The sequence below is a fragment of the Palleniella muris genome (genome assembly GCF_004792655.1).
GTDB lineage: Bacteria > Bacteroidota > Bacteroidia > Bacteroidales > Bacteroidaceae > Prevotella > Prevotella muris_A.
This window is the reverse complement of sequence record NZ_SRZC01000017.1, coordinates 50662-72975: the sequence shown is the minus strand read 5'-3', so window position 1 is coordinate 72975 and position 22314 is coordinate 50662. Positions and strand designations below refer to the sequence as shown.

Annotated in this window: 17 protein-coding genes; 14 read left to right on the top strand and 3 right to left on the bottom strand. The window is 47.1% G+C overall.

What is annotated here, in order from left to right; genetic code table 11:
* Positions 1-47: 47 nt before the first annotated feature.
* From E5358_RS10470 to E5358_RS10415, 12 genes are all read left to right on the top strand, one after another.
* Positions 48-1295: a DUF4861 domain-containing protein gene (locus tag E5358_RS10470; RefSeq protein WP_135940138.1), complete on the top strand. Its 1248-nt coding sequence runs from the start codon at positions 48-50 to the stop codon at positions 1293-1295.
* A gap of 92 nt (positions 1296-1387) precedes the next feature.
* Positions 1388-2764: a PTS galactitol transporter subunit IIC gene (locus E5358_RS10465; protein ID WP_135940137.1), complete on the top strand. Its 1377-nt coding sequence runs from the start codon at positions 1388-1390 to the stop codon at positions 2762-2764.
* A 127-nt stretch (positions 2765-2891) separates the two neighbouring features.
* Entirely contained in the window at positions 2892-3866 is a 975-nt protein-coding gene (gene kduI / locus E5358_RS10460; RefSeq protein WP_135940136.1) for a 5-dehydro-4-deoxy-D-glucuronate isomerase, read from the top strand.
* Between the two features lie 307 nt (positions 3867-4173).
* On the top strand, positions 4174-5508 hold the full coding sequence (locus E5358_RS10455) for an AAA family ATPase (RefSeq protein ID WP_135940135.1): 1335 nt from the start codon (positions 4174-4176) through the stop codon (positions 5506-5508).
* Position 5509: 1 nt separating this feature from the next.
* The gene (locus tag E5358_RS10450; protein WP_135940134.1) at positions 5510-6175 is read left to right on the top strand and encodes an RloB family protein; all 666 of its coding nucleotides are present in this window, start codon (positions 5510-5512) and stop codon (positions 6173-6175) included.
* Positions 6176-6808: 633 nt separating this feature from the next.
* Positions 6809-8257 carry a CE1 family esterase gene (locus E5358_RS10445; protein WP_135940133.1) on the top strand — a complete coding sequence of 483 codons (1449 nt, stop codon included), beginning with the start codon at positions 6809-6811 and terminating at the stop codon, positions 8255-8257.
* Positions 8258-9143: 886 nt separating this feature from the next.
* Positions 9144-10409 (top strand): hypothetical protein, encoded by a 1266-nt coding sequence (locus E5358_RS10440; protein WP_135940132.1) that lies wholly within the window; start codon positions 9144-9146, stop codon positions 10407-10409.
* Positions 10410-10499: 90 nt separating this feature from the next.
* Positions 10500-10991, top strand: a complete 492-nt coding sequence (locus E5358_RS10435) for a TlpA family protein disulfide reductase (protein ID WP_277821260.1) — start codon at positions 10500-10502, stop codon at positions 10989-10991.
* A gap of 29 nt (positions 10992-11020) precedes the next feature.
* Positions 11021-12667: a DUF6029 family protein gene (locus tag E5358_RS15120; protein WP_168354643.1), complete on the top strand. Its 1647-nt coding sequence runs from the start codon at positions 11021-11023 to the stop codon at positions 12665-12667.
* A gap of 12 nt (positions 12668-12679) precedes the next feature.
* On the top strand, positions 12680-13489 hold the full coding sequence (locus tag E5358_RS10425; protein ID WP_135940130.1) for an Omp28 family outer membrane lipoprotein: 810 nt from the start codon (positions 12680-12682) through the stop codon (positions 13487-13489).
* 11 nt (positions 13490-13500) lie between these two features.
* Complete coding sequence (locus E5358_RS10420; RefSeq protein ID WP_135940129.1) at positions 13501-14205, top strand: T9SS type A sorting domain-containing protein; 705 nt, start codon at positions 13501-13503, stop codon at positions 14203-14205.
* Positions 14206-14254: 49 nt separating this feature from the next.
* Positions 14255-16222: an Omp28-related outer membrane protein gene (locus E5358_RS10415; protein ID WP_168354642.1), complete on the top strand. Its 1968-nt coding sequence runs from the start codon at positions 14255-14257 to the stop codon at positions 16220-16222.
* Between the two features lie 129 nt (positions 16223-16351).
* Here E5358_RS10415 and serB read toward each other — a convergent pair whose 3' ends face one another.
* The 3 genes from serB to E5358_RS10400 form a co-directional block, all read right to left on the bottom strand.
* Positions 16352-17572 carry a phosphoserine phosphatase SerB gene (serB, locus tag E5358_RS10410; protein ID WP_422121074.1) on the bottom strand — a complete coding sequence of 407 codons (1221 nt, stop codon included), beginning with the start codon at positions 17570-17572 and terminating at the stop codon, positions 16352-16354.
* A gap of 62 nt (positions 17573-17634) precedes the next feature.
* On the bottom strand, positions 17635-18609 hold the full coding sequence (locus E5358_RS10405; RefSeq protein WP_135940126.1) for an Rpn family recombination-promoting nuclease/putative transposase: 975 nt from the start codon (positions 18607-18609) through the stop codon (positions 17635-17637).
* Between the two features lie 135 nt (positions 18610-18744).
* Positions 18745-19491, bottom strand: coding sequence for an SDR family NAD(P)-dependent oxidoreductase (locus E5358_RS10400; protein WP_135940125.1), 747 nt, complete (start codon positions 19489-19491; stop codon positions 18745-18747).
* Positions 19492-19737: 246 nt separating this feature from the next.
* Here E5358_RS10400 and E5358_RS10395 point away from each other — a divergent pair, with 246 nt between their 5' ends.
* Both E5358_RS10395 and E5358_RS10390 read left to right on the top strand, forming a co-directional pair.
* Complete coding sequence (locus E5358_RS10395) at positions 19738-20256, top strand: NADAR family protein (protein ID WP_135940124.1); 519 nt, start codon at positions 19738-19740, stop codon at positions 20254-20256.
* Between the two features lie 91 nt (positions 20257-20347).
* On the top strand, positions 20348-22309 hold the full coding sequence (locus E5358_RS10390; RefSeq protein WP_168354641.1) for a TlpA family protein disulfide reductase: 1962 nt from the start codon (positions 20348-20350) through the stop codon (positions 22307-22309).
* Positions 22310-22314 lie beyond the last annotated feature (5 nt).

Genomic DNA, 22314 nt, shown 5'->3' with positions numbered 1-22314 from the left:
GGAACTTTATGGAATAATCCATTGACTGAGAATCTAAAAACAAGACTATGAACAGACTATTTGCAACAATAATATCAGTTTTAGTGGCTGCCCTCTCTGTTTCGGCGGACAAGCAGCTTACGGTACGCCTTACAAATCCTCTCTCCATGGAGCGTAAGGCTGTTCCTGTTGTTGTCCCGGTGGCAAGTGATGTGCGTTCGGCAGTTGTCATGATTGCCGGCAAGGAAGTGCCTTGCCAGTTGGATGACCTTAATGATGACGGGCTGTTTGATGAACTTTCTTTTGCCACAGACATGAAGAAGAAAGAAAAACTAACAGCAATTGTGACCCTTTCCACCGAAGGCTCTCCACGTGAATATGAGCTGAAGACCTACGGTGCCATGGCAATAAGGGACAGGAACAAGTCCGCATCAAAACCTCAGCACCTGCCGGTGAAATCCGTTACCTGTCCCGGAACAAGCAACACCTATCAGTACATTTTCCCTCACGGCCCTGTGATGGAAAGTGACATGGTCGGTTTCCGTGTCTATGCCGACCACCGCCAGTCCCTTGACTATTATGGTCACAAACAACTGCGTTGCGACATTGCCGAGACAAATTTCTATCCTTCCAAGGAGCAGAAAGCGGCAGGCTCAGGCGATGATGTGCTCTATACAGGCACAACCTATGGCTGTGGCGCGCTTCATGGCTGGGACGGCAAGAACGCAGTGATGTTCGAGAATGTCCGTACACGCACCTACACCGTTGTCGCAACAGGTCCGGTCCGCACCATCCTTGCCATAACCAACAAAGGCTGGCTTCCTTACAAAGGCTGCAAACCTGTTGACATTACCACCACATACACACTCTATGCCGGTCACCGCGATGTACAGGTGGACGTGAAATTCTCACGCACCGTGGCAGACATCCCACTCTCCACCGGCATTGTCGACATTGTGGAAGGCTCCGAGGAGTATTCCGACAAGGCAGGACTTCGCGGATGCTGGGGCACAGCATGTGCCGGCAACAATCCGAAAGTCTATGACACTCACACCGTAGGTCTGGGCATCTTCGTCCCAAGCCCTTACTACAAGAGTGACAGCCACTTCACAGACAAGAACGCCACTCCGGCACCGAAGATTCCTAACCAGGCTTATGTTGAGGTCTGCAGCACACAGACCGACAACCTTCACTATTGGTTCACAGTGACCTGTGACATGGAATCCTTCGGATTCTCAGGCAAGGACGAGTGGTTCTCTTACCTTAAGGATTGGAGAAAGGCTCTCAATAACCCTGTGAAAGTAGAGATAAAATAACATTTCCATGCAAGTGGAAAGCTGTCGCTGCCAAGCATAAGGCATCGGATTCAGACATTTGCAACTAACAAACAAAACTACATCTATATTTTATGGAATCAGTATTCTCTTACATTATCGGTCTTGGCGCAGCGGTGATGATGCCTGTCATCTTCACCATCCTTGGCGTATGCATCGGTATCAAGTTCTCCAAGGCTCTGAAAAGCGGCCTTTATGTCGGAGTCGGTTTCGTAGGACTCTCAGTTATCACCGCCCTCCTCACCTCAAGCCTTGGTCCTGCCCTCGGCAAGGTGGTGGAAATCTATGGGCTTGAGCTCCAAGTGTTCGATATGGGTTGGCCTGCTGCTGCCTCTGTAGCCTACAACACTCTCGTAGGCTCGTTCATCATACCTGTTTGTCTCGGTGTGAACCTTGTGCTCCTCCTTCTTGGATGCACACGCACCGTGAACATCGACCTTTGGAACTATTGGCACTTCGCTTTCATCGGTGCAGTCGTCTATTTCATGACCGACTCAATCGCATGGGGCTTCTTTGCAGCAATCATCTGCTACATCATCACACTTGTGCTTGCTGACCTCACAGCAAAGAAATTCCAGAAGTTCTATCCCGGCATGGAAGGTATCTCCATACCGCAGCCATTCTGCCAGGGCTTCATGCCTTTCGCCGTTGTCATCAACAAAGGTCTTGACTATGTGCCGGGCATCAACAAGGTGAACATCGATTCCGAAGGCATGAAGAAGAAATTCGGACTCTTCGGTGAGCCGCTCTTCCTCGGTGTCATTATCGGTATAATCATCGGTTGCCTTGCCTGCAAGGATTGGAACGAGGTTGTCGACAATATCCCTGCAACTTTGGGACTTGGCATCAAGATGGGTGCCGTTATGGAGCTTATCCCACGCATCACATCACTCTTCATCGAAGGTCTGAAGCCAATCTCCGACGCCACACGTGAACTCATTGCAAAGAAGTTCGGAGCAGACAAGGAGCTCTACATCGGTATGTCACCGGCACTTGTCATCGGTCATCCTACAACCCTCGTGGTATCACTCCTCCTCATCCCTGTGACCCTCGTCCTTGCCGTTGTCCTTCCGGGCAACCAGTTCCTGCCATTGGCATCACTCGCCGGAATGTTTTATGTGTTCGTGATGATACTCCCATACACCAATGGCAATGTCCTCCGCTCATTCATCGTAGGACTTGTAGTCGTAGGCATAGGACTCTATTTCGTCACATGGATGGCAGGCGATTTCACCTCAGCGGCTCATTCTGTTGCTATGGCTCATCCTGAGGATGCATCCGTGGCAGTACCGCAGGGCTTCCAGGCAGGTGCTCTTGACTTCGCGTCAAGCCCACTGTCAATGCTTATCTATGCCTGCAACAAGTTCCTCGGTTATATCGGTGCGGCAATCCTTACAGCCCTCACTCTCGCCCTCGTTGCATGGAACTATATGCGTATAAACAAGAAATAAATGTTTGTCAGTTCTGGCATTATTGACATTACTGACACTATTGTCATTATTGACAGAACTGTCAAAACTGTCAATAGTGTCAAAGCTGACAACTCCCCAACACATAATACCAACTAAATTATAAAAAATGAAAAAGACTCTTTTGACAGCCGCTCTTGCCATTATGGCACTCGGCGCTTCTGCCCAGCAGAATGTTTATTTCCAGACAGCTTGCCATCCTGAGGATGTTAAGCATTACGACACCAAGACCCTCCGCGAGCGTTTCGTTATGGAGAAGGTTATGGCTGCCGATGAAATCAACCTCACTTACTCACAGTACGACCGCTTCATCTTCGGCGGTGCTATGCCTGTGAACAAAGAACTCAAACTCGAGAACTTCCCGGCTCTCGGACTCTCTGTCGACAAGACAATCAAAGAGCCATACTTCCTCTACAACCGTGAGCTTGGCATCATCAACTGCGGACAGGGTACAGGCTCCGTACTCGTTGACGGCAAGGAATATGTCCTCGGTCCAAAGGAGGCTCTCTATGTTGGTCGCGGACACATCGGCAAGGACAAGGACATCAACAAGAGCGTTGTCTTCCGCTCCAAAGACCCGAAGAACCCTGCAAAGTTCTATATCAATTCCGCTACCGCACACCGTCACTACAAGACACAGTGGGTGACCCTCGACGGACGCAAAGGCTCTCTCAAGGCTGCTGTCTGGGGACCTGTGGGAACAAAGGAAGAGGCTAACGCGCGCACAATCTACAAACTCATCGTACGTGACGCACTGGAGGAAGGTCCTTGCCAGCTTCAGATGGGCCTTACACAGCTTGAGCCGGGTGCGGTATGGAACACCATGCCTCCTCACACCCACGGCCGCCGTATCGAGGCTTACTACTATTTCAACCTTCCTGAAGGACAGACCATCGACCACGTTATGGGTCAGCCGCAGGAGTCTCGTAACGTATGGCTCCACAACGAGCAGGCTATCATGTCTCCGGAGTGGTCTATCCATGCAGCAGCAGGCACCTACTACTACACCTTCATCTGGGGTATGGCAGGTGAGAACCTCGAATACAATGACAAGGACGTTGTCCCTGTAATCGACATCCTGTAATCCCCTTCTTTGACAACTCATACATCAAAAGCCGGCAAATGGTACTCCCGTTTGCCGGCTTTTGATGTATTAGAAGGTTTGATTCGTAATTTGTAAGACGGGGAATCTTTATTTGTACGTTAACAGGCAAACAGATGCATCTTGTTTTAGAAAAAGATATGCATTGGTAATCATACTACATCTGAAATTACCTGTTTGTGTGTCTATTTCGGTTAAATATCAACGGAGTTTGTGGGTTTTGTGCTTCAAAATTTGCTGTTGTCAGGAAAAATAAGTATATTTGTGGTTGATTTTTAACGCAACTGCAATGTTACTAAGATTCATCGCCGAAAATATACTCTCCTTTAAGGATGCTGTGGAGTTCAACACGTTTCCTTCAAGTAGAAGCCATAGTCATGACTGGCACAAGGTTCAGTGCGACTATGTCACAGCATTGCGCATGACCGCTATCTACGGAGCTAATGGCGCAGGTAAGAGTAATTTACTTAAGTGTATTGCCCTATTGAGAAAGATGGTTGCCTCCGAGAAGATTGGAGATCTGTCAATCAGAGACGATTTGTATTTCAAACTTGATACTGGTGGAAAGGATAGTCCTTCGGAACTGGCTATTGAGTTTTTTGCCAATGGATATGTCTTTTATTATCATCTCGCTTTCCAGAATCTCAGAATTCAGGATGAAGAACTATATCTGAGTGGCAAGAAATCCGATACAATAATTTTTTCTCGCAAAGGAGAAGCACTTGAAATTCGTCCTGAGTTTATAGAAGCTGCCGGCAACGTGAATTTTTTTGCAGGATTTACAGAGACAGCCAAGCGGATGATACGCCCAGACATGCTTGCTATCTCCTTTTTTGGAAACTATTACCCCAATGAGATTCCTTTGGTAAGGGAAGCTTTCAATTGGTTTAGAAACATGCAGGTTGTAGTGCCTTCTATGAGTACAGGCTTGTTGCCACACACTTTGGATGTGGATAAGGAATTCGCTTCATTAGTGAATCAAATCTTACCCGAACTAAAGACAGGAATCACCAAGCTTGATGTTAAGAGGGAAATTCTTTCAGAAGATGATATTAAGGGAGATTCTCAATGGATAAAAGCTGCCGCTTTCCTAAAGAATAATCCGGGAACTATCCGTACACTCCGTTCTGATAATGGTGATGTTTCCAATTTGGTTCTTGAGAATGGGGATTTTATACTTAAGAAGATGCAGCCTATTCATACTGATTCCAATGGGAAGGAGGTAGAATTGGATTTCATAGAGGAGTCCGACGGAACTCGCCGCATAATAGAGTATATGCCATTATTATATTCTGTATTGAAACATGACAAAGTGTTTGTCGTTGATGAGATAGAACGGAGCATTCATCCTATAATGATTAAGAATATTATAAGTAAAATTTCAGCAAGTCTTGAGGCAAAAGGACAGCTGATATTCACCACTCATGAAAGCTGCCTCCTTGACCAGACGATTTTCAGACCTGATGAGATTTGGTTTGCCCAGAAGGATGTATGCCAGTCAACACGACTTTATCCGTTAAGCGACTATAACATCCATAAGACAGCCAATATTGAGAATGGTTATCTGAATGGACGTTATGGTGGAATTCCCTTTTTGTCAAACCTTGCAGACTTGAAATGGTGATATGATAACCAGACGAAAAGATTATACTAAAAAAGATCCGTTGAAGGATGCAAGTAAGATTTACATCATAAGCGAGGGGACAGATTCTGAAATCAAATACTTTAATTTCTTTGTCGGCTTGTCTTCAAACCTTGAATTGATTGTTATACCCTCTGTGAATGGAACAGACCCTCTGAAACTAATGGAACTGGCAAAGGATAAATTTCTTGGCCAAAACCGAATCTGTTCATTGGAATGCAGGGAGAAAGACCAAGTTTGGTTTGTTATTGACACAGATACTTGGGAACAAGAGGGAAAAATCACCCCTCTGAGGGAGTTCTGTGCTGCTCAAAACTCAGATATCCTTAAGACATATGATGAGATAAAAGCTTATAATGCATGGAATGTTGCACAAAGCAATCCATGTTTTGAAGTTTGGCTATACTACCATCATTATGACAGCTTGCCGGAAATTGAATCAGTGCCTTATGGATGCAGTATAAAAAAATATGTAGACAGTCTCATTGCGGACGGTTTCGATTATGAATGTGATCCGTCGAGAATTCAGTTCGCAATAGAGAGGGCTGAAAATGTATGTAGATATAATGACGACCATAAATTGGAATGGTTTGCAACTGAATTATTTAAATTGGCAAGGAAATCCAAAAGCATACTGGCAGTGAGGTAAGCAAACTTTTAGGTAAACTCTGTAGTGGACATATTTAGAGAAACTTATGCATGAGTTTTCCAATGTTCTATTTATCATAATGTGGAAACAGCGTTTGGAAATCCCGTTTGTAATGCTTGGAAATGTGGGAGATAATGCTTTTTTCCACTTTTTATTACGAAAAAAGCGGAAAAAGGTAGCCTTTTCCGCTGCGATTCATAACCATCCGCACTGCCAAAGGTAACGAATCGTATGGCGAAAGGTAACCTTTGGCAAGGAAAACTGTTGCAAGAGAAATGGCAAAGCAAGTTAATGTGTTGATTGTCAGTCGGTACTGCGGAGTTGAGAAATATGCGATATTTTTGGTTTCCTGCTCACAATTTGTTTCTACGCGCTGTATTTTGCGGTTTTCAGGCGTGAGTTTTCTTATTTTTTTTGCGTTGCATTTTGCTGTTGTGCGATAAAACTTGGAAGAAAGACTGTTTTTGCCCTATGAAATCCTTGAAAACCATGCAGATGAAACATAACATAACGTTTATGCAACATCATAGAAACATTATTTGCAGGAAAAAGATTAAATTTGCATCGGAAAACAACAGATATAACCAATAAGCAAAACCAATACATGTACAACCTGATAAATAAAACCAACAGATGAAGAAAATCTTTTTATTTTGCCTGTGTACCGTGTTGTCGTACACATCCTCGGTGACGGCACAGGACCTTGAGACCTTGACCGTTGACGGAAAGGACCGCACCATGCTGGTTCATGCCCCAAAGGATTTGCCGGAAACCCCGCCTCTCGTCATTTCTTTGCACGGTGCCAACCAGGATGCGCACTACCAGTTGAACCAGACCCATTGGGACGTGTGCGCAGACTCGGCGAAGTTTGTCGTCGTATTGCCTAACGCCGTTAACAAGTTTTGGGACACAGGCGGCACAAGCGACATCAATTTCTTCAGGACAATCATTGCGAAAATGCACGAGCGTTACAATGTCAATCTTGACCGCGTCTACCTGACAGGCTTCTCGCTGGGTGGCATGATGACATACGTCTGTATGCAGAAGATGGGCAACGAAGTGGCTGCATTCGGACCTGTCAGTGGTGTCCCTTTTGACAACCGCGCACCGTCAGCACCACGCCGTGTGCCGTTTATCCATACCCATGGCACCGGTGACAATGTGTTCTGGTGGACCGGCGACATGAACCACGCCGCAGGAGGCTATCCCGCCATTACCGAGCATGTGAAGAGGTGGGCAGTGTATGAGGGAATGGATGAGGCTCCGGAGACAATAAGCCCGTATCCGAAGACCAAGCCAAACTCTCAGGCAACGCTCACACGATGGACAACAAACGACTCTGACATAGAAATTGCGCTGCTTCAGATAGAAGGCAAGGGACATTGGCATTCGGAGGACATCAACGCCGGAGTGAGCACCACGCAGGAAATATGGAACTTCTGCAAACGCTATTCGTTGGTGAAAGCTCCGGTTGACAAGCTGGCAATCACTGCCGACATGTGGCATAAATGGATTGGTGTCGGTGCCGATGCTGTGATTGATGCTGCCGACGATAATCCTGATGCCGTGGTCAACATCAATACTGACATCAGTGTCGGCGGTGTCGTTGCAGGACAATCTACCGGAAGTGTGCGATATTTCGCCTTTGCCGACCTCACCCCTTATGCGGGAATATACGTAAAGGGAGATGCAGGCATGAACCTTCGCTTCCTTTTCAACCGTCCCGAGGACAACCCTGACGGTTCAGAGAGTCCCGATTTCGTGGAGATAGTGCAGACCATTCCTGAGAGTGGTGAGATGACAATAGACTTCGCCACTGCCATCAACAGCAAGACCGGTCAGTTGGCATTTCCCAATGGCTCCTATGTCCACCTGCTCTGCTGCAAGAACAACTGGGGCAGCATTGCCGGAAGGATAACAAAATTCAATGTCATTGAGAAAAGCACTGCCGGCATCAGCAATGTCGACATCACCACTGCCACTGCTTCCGCTTCCGCAACCTATGACCTCACAGGCAGGCGAGTGGCTCCGGATTATAAGGGAATCGTAATCACGAACGGCAAGAAGATTTGCCGGCAGTAGGGAACAAGCCCTTATGCCGGTTTCGTGTTGCGATAGTTAAGTCCCGGCAAACGATGTGGGATAGCTGATTATTCTCAGTTTTTTCTGAACATATACAATTAAAGCCGTCTGACGGAATACCCGTCAGACGGCTTTAATTGTATATGTTGGTGTCCGGTAAAACGCAAATGCATCTCTGATTGTGTACGCAATGTCCGGATGTTTCCGGGCAGAGAACCGCGTTAGCGGTTCCCAAGACAAGCCCCTTTTGAAGAAAAAACTCATAAGATGGTGATATACAAGAGCTTTACTGCCTGTCATTGTTTTTTTACCGGACAACAGTAATTTTATTATGGTGCACAAACTTTGCAGCCCACGTAACTATTCGGTGTTGCCAAACCGCTTGTCTTTAAGCACCCTGAAACGGTGACTCTTCGTTAACCGTGTATGGAGCGAAGCGACATGCACGGCACTCGCAACACAAACTTGCACCGTGAAACGGTCCCTCATGCATAGCACATTCTCACAGTTATGAAATGCGGGAAAACCAATCATGAGGCATCGTCTTACGGTGCAGGATGATATACTGAGGCACCGCCCATGTCGCTTCGCTCCATAGGCGGTTAGGAATAGAGTTACCGTTTCACGGTGCTGTGGTTGGGATGAATTTGTACGCTGAATGGTTACCAGTTCACAAAGTTGTGTTAATTTTGCTTAATCAGTATTTTTGATGCAGAGTGAAATGTTAATTAGGCGTAAAAATATGCAAAAAAAATCCCCCCCCCCGAAAAAAAAGTTTACTTTTGCAAAAAGTTACAGAAAGAGATGTTTTGTAAGACAAATGTCGTTTAAACTTACAGATTAGGATAAAAAAGCAACTTAAAATATTTAATTAAAACTATTCTTTATGAAAAAAATCTTTACTTTGTCTGTCGCGGTGTTGTTTGCGACAATGGTTTCTTCACAAACAATAAAGATTCTCCCCGGTGGCTACCAGGTACTTGCCATATCAGACAATGGCAAGTATGTGTCAGGAAACTCAGAAGCTTACAGCTCTTTTATATGGGACTGGCAGAATGACAAGGTTGTCGAGGACGCCGAAAACCTTCCGGAGGGTTCTGCCGAAGGTGTTGCCGACAATGGTGTGGCGTCTGTAAGTACAGGTGATGAAGGCGCAACATTCAGCATCGATGGCAATATTGTAAGGCTTCCTATGGCAGAAGGCTATCCGATGTCGCTGGCAAGAAACATAAATGCTGACGGCACTGTTGTTGCCGGATGTGTGTTCAATGAGGCATACGTTTCCCACGCCTGTGTTTGGAAAAATCGCGAACTTGTGCTTCTTCCTGAACCGACCATGGAAGAGATAGGTTTCGAGGTGAACGGCACACAGGCTATTGACATCTCTGCCGACGGCAAGACTGTCATGGGATTTGTCGTTGACAACATGGCCACTTATCCTCTTATAGTCTGGCAGCTTGGCGATGACGGCAAGTATGTTCTGGACATGGTGTGCAAGGACTACTTTAACGATGGTATGGAATATACGGCAGAGCGTCCTTATACACTGTTCTTCCCTACCGGCATTAGCGCAAACGGCAAGTGGATTGCGCTTCAGGTTGAGCTGTGGGGCGGCGACTGGGATTACAGTGAGATGCGCATGGCACGCTTTAACCTTGAGACAAGGCAGCTTGAGATTGCTGTCATTGACGGTACTGAAGGCATTGAGGCAAACCAGACTGTGGAGACAAGCCGTATAACCAATGACGGCACAATGCTTGGCTATACATCTGCTTATGGAATGATAGGTCGCGAGGGACTGATATGGAAAGCAGGCGAAAGCCAGCCGGAACTGCTCCGCAATGTATGCAAACTGCAGGCGCTTGAGGAGTACGACCTTATGGCAAACACTCCGGTGGACATCACTCCTGACGGAAAATACATAATCGGTTTCGGTGTTACAGGCACAGGGGATTTCGAGAGCTATATCATCGACACGACAGCAGAAGGAACAGCCATCGACGCTCCTGAGACAGAGAACGGCGAGAGTGTGACTTCCATGTACGACCTCACAGGCAAGGCTGTCACCGGCGGTGCAGCACGCAACAAGGGCGTGTATGTGGTCAAGACTGTGAAAAACGGCAAAGTGTCAACCCGTAAGGTCATCAAGTAAAAAAATAATCTTATTATTCTGACGGACAAACACGCAGGCGGCATGCTGCAATACATGCCGCCTGTGGATGTTTCTTTTAACGAAAGCATGATGAAAAGAATTATTCTCGCAACAGTTTTGCTATTGGCAGGCATGATTGGCGAAGTGGCTGCCCAGCTCCCTGCCGTAACCTTGAAAAGCATGGACGGAAAGACTGTCAGGACAGACACTCTGTCAAACAACGGCAAGCCGTTTATCATTGACTTCTTCGCCACATGGTGCAAGCCATGCAACCGTGAGCTGAAAGCCATCAACGAAGTGTATGAGGAATGGCAGGAGGAGACCGGTGTGAAGCTCATTGCCGTCTCCATCGACCAGGCACAGAACATTCATAAGGTAAAGCCTCTTGTGGATGAGAACGGATGGCCCTACGAAGTGCTGCTTGACCCTAACGGCGACTTGAAGCGTGCGCTTGGAATACAGATGATTCCATACACACTGATAGTGGACGGCAAGGGCAATATAGTGTACAAGCATAACGGCTACACGGACGGTGCAGAGGCTGAACTCATTGAGAAGGTGAGGGAGCTTGTAGGCAAATGAGAACCCTGAAACACAGAAAAACAATACTGATGAGACTGTACACAAGAAGCATATTACTCATTGCTGCCGTATGCTTCTCGGTTGCATCCATGGCGCAGGAGAACCGTGACAAGAAGGTTATTGTCACGGGAAGCATACAGAGCGATATCCTTATACCTCAGGATGACGAGAAGATAGGCACCAGCAAGTATGAAGGTGACCTGCTTACCAACACTTATGCCGATGTGAACCTGCAGAGCAAGTATGTCGATGCAGGGCTGAGGCTTGAGTATCTGGAGCATCCGCTGCCGGGATTCGAGCCGGATTTCAAGGGTTGGGGACTTGGCAACATCTATGCGAAGCTGCATACAGAAAACTTTGAACTGACATTGGGCAATTTCTATGAGCAGTTCGGTTCAGGATTCATTCTCCGTACCTACGAGGAGCGCAGTCTTGGCATAGACAACTCGCTCTTAGGCGGGAGGGCAGTGGTCAGGCCTCTTCGTGGCGTGACCCTGAAAGCTCTGACCGGAGTCCAGCGCAACTACTGGAGCTACAATGACGCTCTTGTCTCCGGAGGTGATGTGGAGATTAATCTGGACGAGTGGATAAAGCCGTTGCGTGACAAGTCCACATACCTTATGCTTGGAGCATCGTTTGTGAACAAGCACGAGGGCAAGGACGACATTATGGTTGACGCGACCCATAAGCTCAACCTTCCGCGCAACGTCAATGCCTTTGACGTAAGAGCAATGCTGCAGCATGGCGGTCTGCGCCTGCTTGCCGAGTATGCTCAGAAGTCGCAGGACCCTACGTTCGATAACGGCTATATATACCGTAACGGCCATGTAGCGATGCTCTCCGCGTCTTATTCGAAGAGTGGCATGAGCCTGCTGTTGCAGGCAAAGCGCAGTGACAATATGTCTTTCAACAGTACGCGCTCAGAGCACGGACTGTCATCGACCATCAACCATCTTCCGGCCTTTGCCATGGACCACACCTACGCTCTTGCAGCACTCTATCCTTATGCCACGCGTCCGAATGGTGAATGGGCGTATCAGGCGACAATGGGCTACAAGTTCAAGCGCAAGACACTGTTAGGCGGCAAGTACGGAACTAACGTGAAGCTCAACTTCTCGTACATCCGCTCTATCAACCGCACTGTCAGCGGCACAGGAGCTGCAGGCAGTGACGGATATGAGTCGTCGTTCTGGAAATGGGGCTCTGACACTTACTATCAGGACTTGAACATGCAGATAGAGAAGAAACTCTCACGTGCGTTCACGCTCAATCTCATGTACATGAACCAGTTCTACAACAAGACAGCGGTAGAGGGTGAAGGAGGCATGATTCATTCCGACATCTTTGTGGCAGAGGGAAAGTACAAGATAAACAAGAAGATGACGTTGCGTGCCGAGGCGCAATACCTGAGTACTGCTGAAGACCTTGGCGACTGGATGTTCGGTCTGCTGGAATTGTCGCTGCTGCCAAACTGGATGATAAGTGTCTCTGACGAGTATAACTGTGGGGAGACAAACATCCATTACTACCAAGGCTCGCTAACCTTCAACAAGAACTCACACCGCATACAGTTAGGTTACGGGCGTACGCGTGAAGGCTTCAACTGCTCGGGAGGAGTATGCCGTTATGTCCCGGCAAGCAGGGGTGTCACCATTTCCTACAACTATAACTTCTGATAAGCGATGAAAATGAAGAATATATTATATGCAATGTTCTGTGCTGTCTGCTTCTCCGTTGTGTCTTGCGACACGGTGGGTGAGAATGACAGACTGATATATGTAAAGCCGGCAGAGGTCAAGCGATGTGTCCTTCTTGAAGATTTCACGGGACAGCGGTGCATCAACTGTCCTAATGCGGCAGATGTTATAGCACAGTTGCAGGAGCAGTATGGCGAGGATAATGTCATTGCCGTTGGAATACATGGCGGTCCGCTGGCAGTGAACTCCAATGGTAAGGTGACAGGTCTGCGCACAGCCACAGGCGATGAGTACTATGCTGCTGCAGGTTCGCCATCACTGCCGGCAGGGCGTGTCGGACGTGTCGGCGGCACATATACAAGTGACCAGTGGCAGACGGCTGTATATGAGCAGATACAGCAGACTTCGATTGTTTCTATCGAAGCCGCTTGCTCGTATGCTGAGACATCGCGTGAGCTCACTGTTGATGTCAGTGCGTTTGGTGCGGAGAAGGTTGACGGAAAACTGCAGATATGGCTTGTGGAGGACGGCATCGTTGCCATGCAGCTTATGCCTGACGGCTCTGCAAATGCATCCTATGTCCATAACCATGTGTTCCGCATGGCTGTGAACAGCACATGGGGTGAAGAGTTCAATCTTGCAGAAGGCGAGGTGCGCAGTGTCAGCAGGACAGCAACGATAGACAGCTCATGGAAACCAGAGAATATGGCTGTGGTAGCTTTTATCTATAATGATAACGGCGTGCAGCAGGTTACGAAAACAAAACTGATAAACAATGAGCCGGAACAGCCGGCTGAATAATCAAAACAATAATGAGAAAGAAACTGAAATTCGTTATTACAGTGCTCTTGTCTGTCATGGCAGCAGGCATGCAGGCACAGGAGGTTGACAACACTTTCCGCTTTGTGGATGCAAACGGAAATCCGGTTGCGAATGGAGGCACAATCAATGTTTCCGAAATCACAGAAGACCCATTTGGTGAAGGGTTCTTTATTTCCACAGGTCTGTCGGTGGAGAATACAACCAATGCTGAGGCTTATTTAGCTGCGGAAGTATCTGTAAAGAACCTTCCAAACGGCAGTTTTCAGGTTTGCTTCCCACAGGAGTGTGTCTCCGGTGTGACAGGATCATTTACAACAGGTAACGGCAATATTGCGGCAAATGCTAAAAAGGAACTCGCGACAGAGTGGATTCCGGCAGGAGAGGGAAAGTACGGTACCGCCACCATCGCTGTTAAGCTCAAAGTCATGACAAGAAGCGGAAATTTCCCGAACTTCAAGTATGCTTTCAAGGCTTATGGTCCTGAGGTGACTGTTAACTGCATCTATGGTGACAATACCGCTATCAGTGGTGTTGCAGCTGACGGAACTGCGTCTTTTAATGTATACGACATCACAGGAAAGACTGTTGTCAAGGGTGCTGACAAGACCGTTGTGCAGGGTCTTGCTTCAGGAACATACTTGCTGGAGGCTGTGAAGGACGGCAAGCGTGTCGGCATGAAAAAGGTTGTGAAATAAATGCTGATATATACTAATCCATTAATTTTATAAAAGAAAGGAAATGACCATGAGAAAAACTTTACTTGCATTGGCTGCAGTCCTGCTTATGGCAGGCGGTGTAAGCGCGCAGAAGGTTTCCGGATTCAAGGCTATGAAGGCTGAAGTCGGAATCGTCGAGAGACAAAAAGGAGTGGCGATGAAAGCCGAGATGCCCGGCAAGAAGAAAGCTCCGAAAAAGGTTCAGCTTGCTGACAACGAGATGATATACGGAAACTATGCCACAGATGACATTGCAACAGCGGGTATAGGACTTCCAAGGTATCCGGGAAAATTGATCGCGGCAACATATCTGCCAATCACAGAAGGCAGCAAGTTCAACGGTGCAACGATTAAGAGCATCCGTTTCGGTCTTTGCTGTCCGGTAGGTGCTTCACGTGTGTTCATCTATCCGTACTATCCGGACGGTAGTGTGGGTGCTGCTCTTGTTTCTCAGGATGTGGAGACTACTGTGGCAGGCTGGAACACTGTTGAGCTGACAACTCCTTATGCCATTGATGCGAAGGGAGTGGAGGCGTACTTTGTCGGATTTGAGTACACTCAGGTCAACACCAATAACGGACAGTATTATGATGATGCCTGTTTCCCATTGTCTTTCGTGCCTGCCGGAACTGCAATCCAGTCGACATTCGTATATGGCAACTTGGGTCAGGGAACAGGCTGGTATGACATAGGTGCTGAGAGCTATGGTAATCTCAGTGTGCAGTGTATAGTCGAGAAAGAGGGAGGCTTCCCGCTTTATGATCTTCAGCTTGGCAATATGTATTCTGTACCGTTTGTCAAGCCTGGCAAGCAGCTTTCTTACACAGCCACCATATTTAGCGAAGGCAAAGAACTTCCGGCAAGTTTCACTTTGGGAGTTGCTCTTGACGGCAAGGAAGTTGAGATAATCCCAAATGCCAATCCGGCTTTCGAAGGCGGTGCCATGTCTTTCGAGGGAATGCTGGACATTCCTGCCGACGCAACAGTTGGAGAGCATAATGTCTCACTTTATGTTAAAGAAATTAATGGTGAGGCTGTAACAACAGGAAATACAGTTGCTGTGCCATTCAATGTGTATGTAGAGAGCCTGCCACGCCAAAAACAGCTTGTGGAGCACTTCACATCACAGTATTGTACATACTGTCCACTTGGTATCAATGTTCTTGAGAAACTTGTCACCACACGTAACGACATAGCATGGGTTTCCGTACACGGAGACATGAGTGACCAGCAAAAAGACATGTACACTATAACGGAAGGCGGCTATATTGCCGGATTCCAGACAATGGGCTTCCCAAGTGCTTCTTTCAACCGTGTGCTTCTGCCGGGAGAAGACGCTTTGGCGATAGGTCTTGGTTTTGACCCAAGTTATACCGACTATGCTGTGGAATATCTCAGTTCTATTATTGACTACACAAATGAGATTCCTGCGCTTGCTTCGATCAAACTTGATGCAAAATACGATGAGGCAACACGTAAGCTTGACATAACAGTATCGGGAGAGACTCTTGAAACATTCACACAGTTTGTTGGCAACAATGCTGCTCTGACTGTTTATCTTACAGAGGATGGTCTTGTTTCAAAGCAGCTCAATCAGGGCAGGTGGATTACCAACTTTACTCATGACAACGTACTGCGCAAGGTCTTGACTCATCCTTATGGTGATGATATTCAGATGAACGGTGGCAAGTATGAGAAAACTTACAGTACCACTCTCAACAGCACATGGGACAAGGATAAAATGCACATTGTGGCATTCATAAGCCGTAAGCCTGCCAATGAGAATCTCTATGACAAACTGTGGGTGACAAACACAGAGACTGCTGCTGTTAAGGATGCCACTACTACAGGCATTGAGAACATTGCAGGAAACAGTGCTGATGTCAAGGAAGTGGCGCGCTACAGTGCTGACGGTAGCCGTCTGACATCTCCAAAGAAAGGTTTGAACATTATCAAGTTCTCTGACGGAAGCATTGTCAAGGAAATTGTAAAGTAATAGTGATTGACAATAAATGAAATCAGGGTGTACCGTGATTATTTCATCAACGGTACACCCTGATTCATATTGTAATAAATTTAGGTGTGAGAGTCGACCGGAAATGTTGTTTGTTTCCGGCAACAAGTATTATTCACCCAGATAGCTGTCTTTGAATCCGAGGAAATAGAGCACGCCATCGATGCCTATGGTGTTGATGCTCTGTTTTGCGTTTGCCACAACACGCGGCTTGGCATGGAAAGCAATGCCGAGACCTGCCTCACTGAGCATCGGAAGGTCGTTGGCTCCGTCGCCGACAGCGATGGTCTGTGCGATGTTCACCTTTTCCACCTGTGCTATAAGGCGCAGAAGCTCTGCTTTGCGATGACCGTCGACAATCTCGCCGACATAACGGCCTGTGAGTTTTCCGTCACTGCCGATTTCAAGTTCGTTGGCATAGACATAGTCGATGCCATAGCGTCTTTGCAGATGTTCCCCGAAGAATGTGAATCCTCCGCTGAGTATGGCAATCTTGTAGCCACAACGCTTCAGGACAGACATAAGGCGGTCCACACCTTCTGTAATAGGGAGGTTGTCGGCAATATCCTGCATCACTGATGCGTCAAGACCTTTGAGCAGAGCCACACGCTCGGTGAAACTCTCTTTGAAGTCTATCTCGCCACGCATGGCACGCTCGGTGATTTCCTTTACTTTGTCGCCAACGCCTGCACGCGCTGCAAGTTCATCGATGCACTCTGTCTGTATGAGAGTGGAGTCCATGTCGAAGCATATCAGTCGGCGCATTCGGCGGTACATGTCATCATGCTGGAAGGAGAAGTCTATTTCCATGTCTGCTGAGAGTTGCATCAGTTCGCCTTGCATGGCAGAACGGTCTTTTGGTGTGCCGCGGAGTGAGAACTCTATGCAGGCACGAGAGTTCTTGCATGGTGTTTTCATGCTCACACGTCCCGAAAGGCGCAGTATAGAGTCTATGTTCAGCCCTTGTCCGGCAATTACTTTTGCAGCGGCCTCTATCTGTCGTGCTGTGAGCTGTCTGCCGACAAGTGTGAGGATGTATCGGTTCTTTCCCTGTCTGCCTACCCAATCCTCATATTCCTCATCGGTGACAGGTGAGAATCTGATGTTCACGTTCAGTTCTGTTGCCTTGAAGAGCAGTTCCTTCATCACCTGTCCGGAAAGTGTCTCATCAGTCCTGATAAGGATTCCGAGTGACAGTGTGCTATGGATGTCAGCCTGTCCGATGTCGAGGATTTGTGCACCATATTTTGCCAATATTCCCATGACCGACGCTGTGAGTCCGGGACGGTCCTGACCTGTGATTCTTATGAGTATTTGTTCTTCTTGGTTCATTTTCTGTTCCATGGGTTAGATGATGTATAAAGGATAATTATTAGAGATTCTGCCTCCAATAATTACCCTTTGTTGCAAACTTGTATAATTGTTGTTTGTTTGTCTAATGTTTTTATTTCTTCAATTGTTAGTCTTGATACTTTTGATATTGTTTCATGGTCAAGACCCAATGACAGCATTCTAATGGCTGTGGCGCGCATTCCTTCTGCAATTCCTTCCGCTCTTCCTTCTTCACGTCCTTTTTCAAGCCCTTCTGCTCTTCCTTTTTCAAATCCCTTCTCAAGTCCTATGGCAAGTCCTATGGAATGCCCTTCATCCGCGGCTTTGTCAAGAGTGCTTCTCCAGTCACGGTAGTTCTTCAAACTCTCTTCGTAACTGAAAAGTTCTTCGTGTGACATCTTGGCAATCTCTGCCGTGCGGAAGAGGCGTTCAAAGACGCGCTCTTGCAGTTCTATAGGACGGTCAAGCAGGCGTGCCATGTTCTTCAGGACAAAAAGCCACTTGTCCATGATAGTCTCACATTCGTTGATTTCCTTCTTGAACTTAGGCATTTCAAGGAAGACATATGTCAGTTTGTCATAAAACACCTCGCCCGTAGCCTTGTCAACCAGTTGCACTTCATGATGGTAGTATTCCTCATCGTCATCAAACTTAAAGTCAAGCACACCGACTGTATAGACGGCGGACAGCTTATAGTCCCACTGACTTTTCTTTCCTTGGTGGCGTATAGGGAAGGATGAGTAGTAGACACACCTGTCCTTGAAGAACACTTGTGGCGCTCTTTGCATCTCCACAATAACATAGCTTCCGTCATCGCAGTGACAGTAAACATCAAAGACTGATTTTCTTTCTGCTGCTGTATCGCCAAGTTGTTCGGGATTAAGGTATGTAATGTCTTGTATTTTTTGATCCATAGGCAGCAGTGCGTTAAGGAATTCTATGAGAAATTCCTTGTTGCATTCTGTGCCAAATAGAAATTTAAAACCGAAATCAGTATACGGATTAATGTATTTTGCCTCTTCAACGAATGGTGCCATAAGCGTCTAAGAATTATATTTTTTTGTAAAAGGATAAAGCAATAGAGTTTGCTGAGGTGTAGCTTATCTTATGCAAAGATAGCCTTTTTATTTCATTGTACAAAGAAATTACGGACATTTTTTATTAACATAACGTCAACTCTTTATCTTCAATCGCCTCCACAGCCACCCCGGGACAAGCTGCCACAGGAAGACAAGGATGCGGTAACGCCAATCAATTACTACGCTGTGCTTTTTCTTCTTTATTGCGGAGATAATCTTCCGTGCCACCTTCGTTGCATCCATCAGCATGGGATAGTTGCATCCTTCAATAAGTTCCGTGGTGACAAAGCCCGGACGTATGTCGGTGAATGCAATGTCAAGCCCACGGATATGCGCCAGTTGCTCGAGACATTCCATGTAATGACTTTGGAAACGCTTTGTGGAAGAATAGGCAGGGGATGCACCAAGTCCTTTTGTTCCGGCGATGCTGCTTATCACGGAGATATGTCCTTTTTGTTCAGGATGAGCGGCAAAATAGTTAAATGCCACGGTCACCATACGCGTGAAGCCCATACCATTCGTGGCAACGATTGCCATTTCCTTGTCGGCATCAAGCGCAACATTTTGGTATCCTATGCCAGAACTGTGGAAATAAAGGTTCATACCTCCCAATTCTGCGATAAGTTCCTCCAACTTCTTTGGTGCGTCCTCATTAGTGATGTCGATTTCCTTTATCGCCATAATCTGAGGGTTTTCCTGCTGCAGCCGCCGTAACCGCTCAATGCGTCGTCCGGCAACACCTATTTCCCAACCTTGCAGTGCTAACAGTTTTGCCACCTCCATGCCAATGCCGGAAGTGGCTCCGATTATTATAGCCTTTCTGTTTGTTTTTCTGTTCATGCCCCAAATGTTTTCATAACTTTGGACAAAGGTACGAATAAGTCGAGAGAAAACCAAATTTTATTTGAGTTTTCCGAGCGTGAGTACCTTCACCGCAGCTGGTGAAGGAATATTATTATAGACTTTTTGCATGATGCGGCATATTTCTCTGATAAAATTTTGATATGTCAGAAAAATGCAGTATTTTTGCGTCATAATCACAACGAATCAAATCCATACGGTAACATTATGATATAAGAAGACCTCATTTCAAGTTCATGTATTCACGAATACCTATTCTTTTGGGGACACCTCTCTGCTCCTCATGTCGTGACAAAGGCGTGTTTCAGCCAGTGGTATCCATGCAAGTTTGAGGTTGACGGTCAGATGTACTCCTCCACAGAGCAGTATATGATGTCGGAAAAGGCACGCCTTATGGGTGACACGGAGACACGCGAACGGATTCTTGCCACTGACGACCCACGGGAAATAAAGAAACTTGGACGTATGGTCAGGGATTTCGATGCCCGTCTTTGGGACATGAAGAAGTCACAAGTTGTTGTGAATGGCAACCTCCATAAATTCGGACAGAATCCGAAACTCCGCGACTTTCTTCTCTCCACCGGTGACAAAGTCCTCGTAGAGGCAAGTCCTTACGATAAGATTTGGGGCATCGGTCTTGAAGCCAAGAATCCTGATGCCTGCGACCCTCGCCTGTGGAAAGGGGAAAACCTCCTTGGGTTCGCACTTATGGAGGTGCGTGAATTGCTGAGGAAAAAGAGATAATGTGAAATGTGTTGCTACGGAAAAACATTTGCTGTCAAAAGAGGTTTAGATGCCTCTTTTGTATTACAAACCTAAATATAACTACCAGATTATGAGAAAAATCTTATTGTTGTTAATCGCAATGATAGCTGTGACGACACAGCTAAATGCAAAAGTGAAAGTGGTGAAGAACCCATGGTGTGATGTGTCAACAACTCCGCAGTTGCAAATAGACCAATTGGAACTGAGTGACACTGCCACTGTGATGCGCTGCACATACTATTCGAATCCGGGTTGGTGGTTCATAATAGCCAAAGGGAGCTGGCTGCAGGCTGACGGAAAGAAATATGTGCTGAAAGGAACGCAGAACCTGAAACCGAATGAGCGGGAGAAAGTCGATTCGACAGGCACAAGGAAGTTTGCACTTGTGTTTGAACCGATTGACCCTAAAGTGAGCGAGTTTGATTTCCTTGAAGGCACGGCGAAAGGGGATTTCCAGATTTGGGGCATATCCACCGACAAGAGGAATAAAGGGAAAATCACAGAATATAAAGACATTACCGAGAGCAAAGAGCCGCTCGCAATGCCCGAATGGCGCAGCGGAAAAGGCACATTGGCGGGACGCATCATAGGCTACCGTCCGGAAATGAATATGAAGATAGAAGGTTCCTCGCGCTCTGCCATAAACTCGAACGGAAAGGATTTTTACACCGACATCGCGCCCGACGGCTCATTTAGCGTTGATGTGCCTATGTACGCCACCCACCAAGGTGTGTATGTGCACATAGGCAACTGGTACGGCATACTTGTGCTGACGGAGGGTGACACATGCCGTGTGACACTCGACCTGACGGAAAACACTCACCGCATGGGCGGAAGCCGGTATGTGAATGTGAGAAACCGTGCCACCGTTCCGGATCTTAACAGGCTGCACTGTCAAGGGCCGCTGGCGGATGTCAACAATGGAATCACTACCCCTGAGGCGCGTATGGTGATATGGAACCGTATGCCACGCCCTAAGAAAGGGCAGACAATCAGTGTGGAGGAGTTCCTGAAGCAGCGGAAAGATTGGACGGAGAAGAAAATGAAAGCCATTGACACACTGCGCATTGGTGAGCGTGCCAAGCAGGTGGTAAGACTGCATGAGTACGCTTCCGCAATACAAACTGTGCAATATGCTGCCCCATATATAGGGCAAGGTGCAAGGATGGGCAACGAGAATATCCTGATGCACAAGGAACTGGACACCAACAACATGATGATTGCATATAGCGGAGAGTTCGACAGTGTGATAAACTCTTTTGAGTTTGCTCATTTCTCCGATTCGTTATTTGTGGAAAGAATGAAAAAGTTGTCAGAGCCGATAAATGAGAAGCAAAAGGTCGGCGAGACTATTGCCTCCGAAGAAATTGAGGCTCTTAACGCTAAAATAAAACAGTATGTGAATGAATATCGCATAACACATTTGGGCACAGATAAAGGTCCGTTGTTTGAAGGCATAGAAGCCGCAGAGGCAAGCCGTGCGATGGAGACTGACACACCTCTGACCGACGAGATGCTGGCGAAACTCAGTAATCCTGTGATACGCGAATATTATACAGTGAAGAATGAGAAGCTCCGCCAAATATTGGAGGAGCGCAAGAAGGGAAACAATTTCACTATCTACGAGACGCCATCAACCGACGGCGAGCACTTCCTCGCCGATGTCTGCAAGACATACGAAGGAAAAGCCATTATGGTGGACTTCTGGGGCACATGGTGCGGTCCATGCCGCCATGCCATAAAGCAGTTTGACAGCAGCGGAATGAAGGCGAAATACAAGGATAAGGGTGTGAAATTCATTTACCTGACAGACGACAAATCGCCAGAAGACATTTGGCGCAACATGGCGAGCGGCATGGACGGTGATCACTACCGCATGACTCCGAAGCAGTCGCATGAACTGTTCTCAAAGTTCGGCTTCACCGGCTGGCCGTCCTATCTCGTCATCGACAAGACCGGTCGCTACGTCTATAAACGCACCGGCTACCGCGCCGATGAGATAAGTTCTGCCATTGACAAGGCTCTCGAGTGACAAGG

Coding starts and splice junctions, on each gene's coding strand:
- E5358_RS10435 (WP_277821260.1), top strand. CDS start 10,500: ATGAAAAGAATTATTCTCGCAACAGTTTTGCTATTGGCAGGCATGATT.
- E5358_RS10450 (WP_135940134.1), top strand. CDS start 5,510: ATGATAACCAGACGAAAAGATTATACTAAAAAAGATCCGTTGAAGGAT.
- E5358_RS10390 (WP_168354641.1), top strand. CDS start 20,348: ATGAGAAAAATCTTATTGTTGTTAATCGCAATGATAGCTGTGACGACA.
- serB (WP_422121074.1), bottom strand. CDS start 17,572: ATGAACCAAGAAGAACAAATACTCATAAGAATCACAGGTCAGGACCGT.
- E5358_RS10465 (WP_135940137.1), top strand. CDS start 1,388: ATGGAATCAGTATTCTCTTACATTATCGGTCTTGGCGCAGCGGTGATG.
- E5358_RS10470 (WP_135940138.1), top strand. CDS start 48: ATGAACAGACTATTTGCAACAATAATATCAGTTTTAGTGGCTGCCCTC.
- E5358_RS10400 (WP_135940125.1), bottom strand. CDS start 19,491: ATGAACAGAAAAACAAACAGAAAGGCTATAATAATCGGAGCCACTTCC.
- E5358_RS10445 (WP_135940133.1), top strand. CDS start 6,809: ATGAAGAAAATCTTTTTATTTTGCCTGTGTACCGTGTTGTCGTACACA.
- E5358_RS10440 (WP_135940132.1), top strand. CDS start 9,144: ATGAAAAAAATCTTTACTTTGTCTGTCGCGGTGTTGTTTGCGACAATG.
- E5358_RS15120 (WP_168354643.1), top strand. CDS start 11,021: ATGAGACTGTACACAAGAAGCATATTACTCATTGCTGCCGTATGCTTC.
- kduI (WP_135940136.1), top strand. CDS start 2,892: ATGAAAAAGACTCTTTTGACAGCCGCTCTTGCCATTATGGCACTCGGC.
- E5358_RS10420 (WP_135940129.1), top strand. CDS start 13,501: ATGAGAAAGAAACTGAAATTCGTTATTACAGTGCTCTTGTCTGTCATG.
- E5358_RS10425 (WP_135940130.1), top strand. CDS start 12,680: ATGAAGAATATATTATATGCAATGTTCTGTGCTGTCTGCTTCTCCGTT.
- E5358_RS10455 (WP_135940135.1), top strand. CDS start 4,174: ATGTTACTAAGATTCATCGCCGAAAATATACTCTCCTTTAAGGATGCT.
- E5358_RS10405 (WP_135940126.1), bottom strand. CDS start 18,609: ATGGCACCATTCGTTGAAGAGGCAAAATACATTAATCCGTATACTGAT.
- E5358_RS10415 (WP_168354642.1), top strand. CDS start 14,255: ATGAGAAAAACTTTACTTGCATTGGCTGCAGTCCTGCTTATGGCAGGC.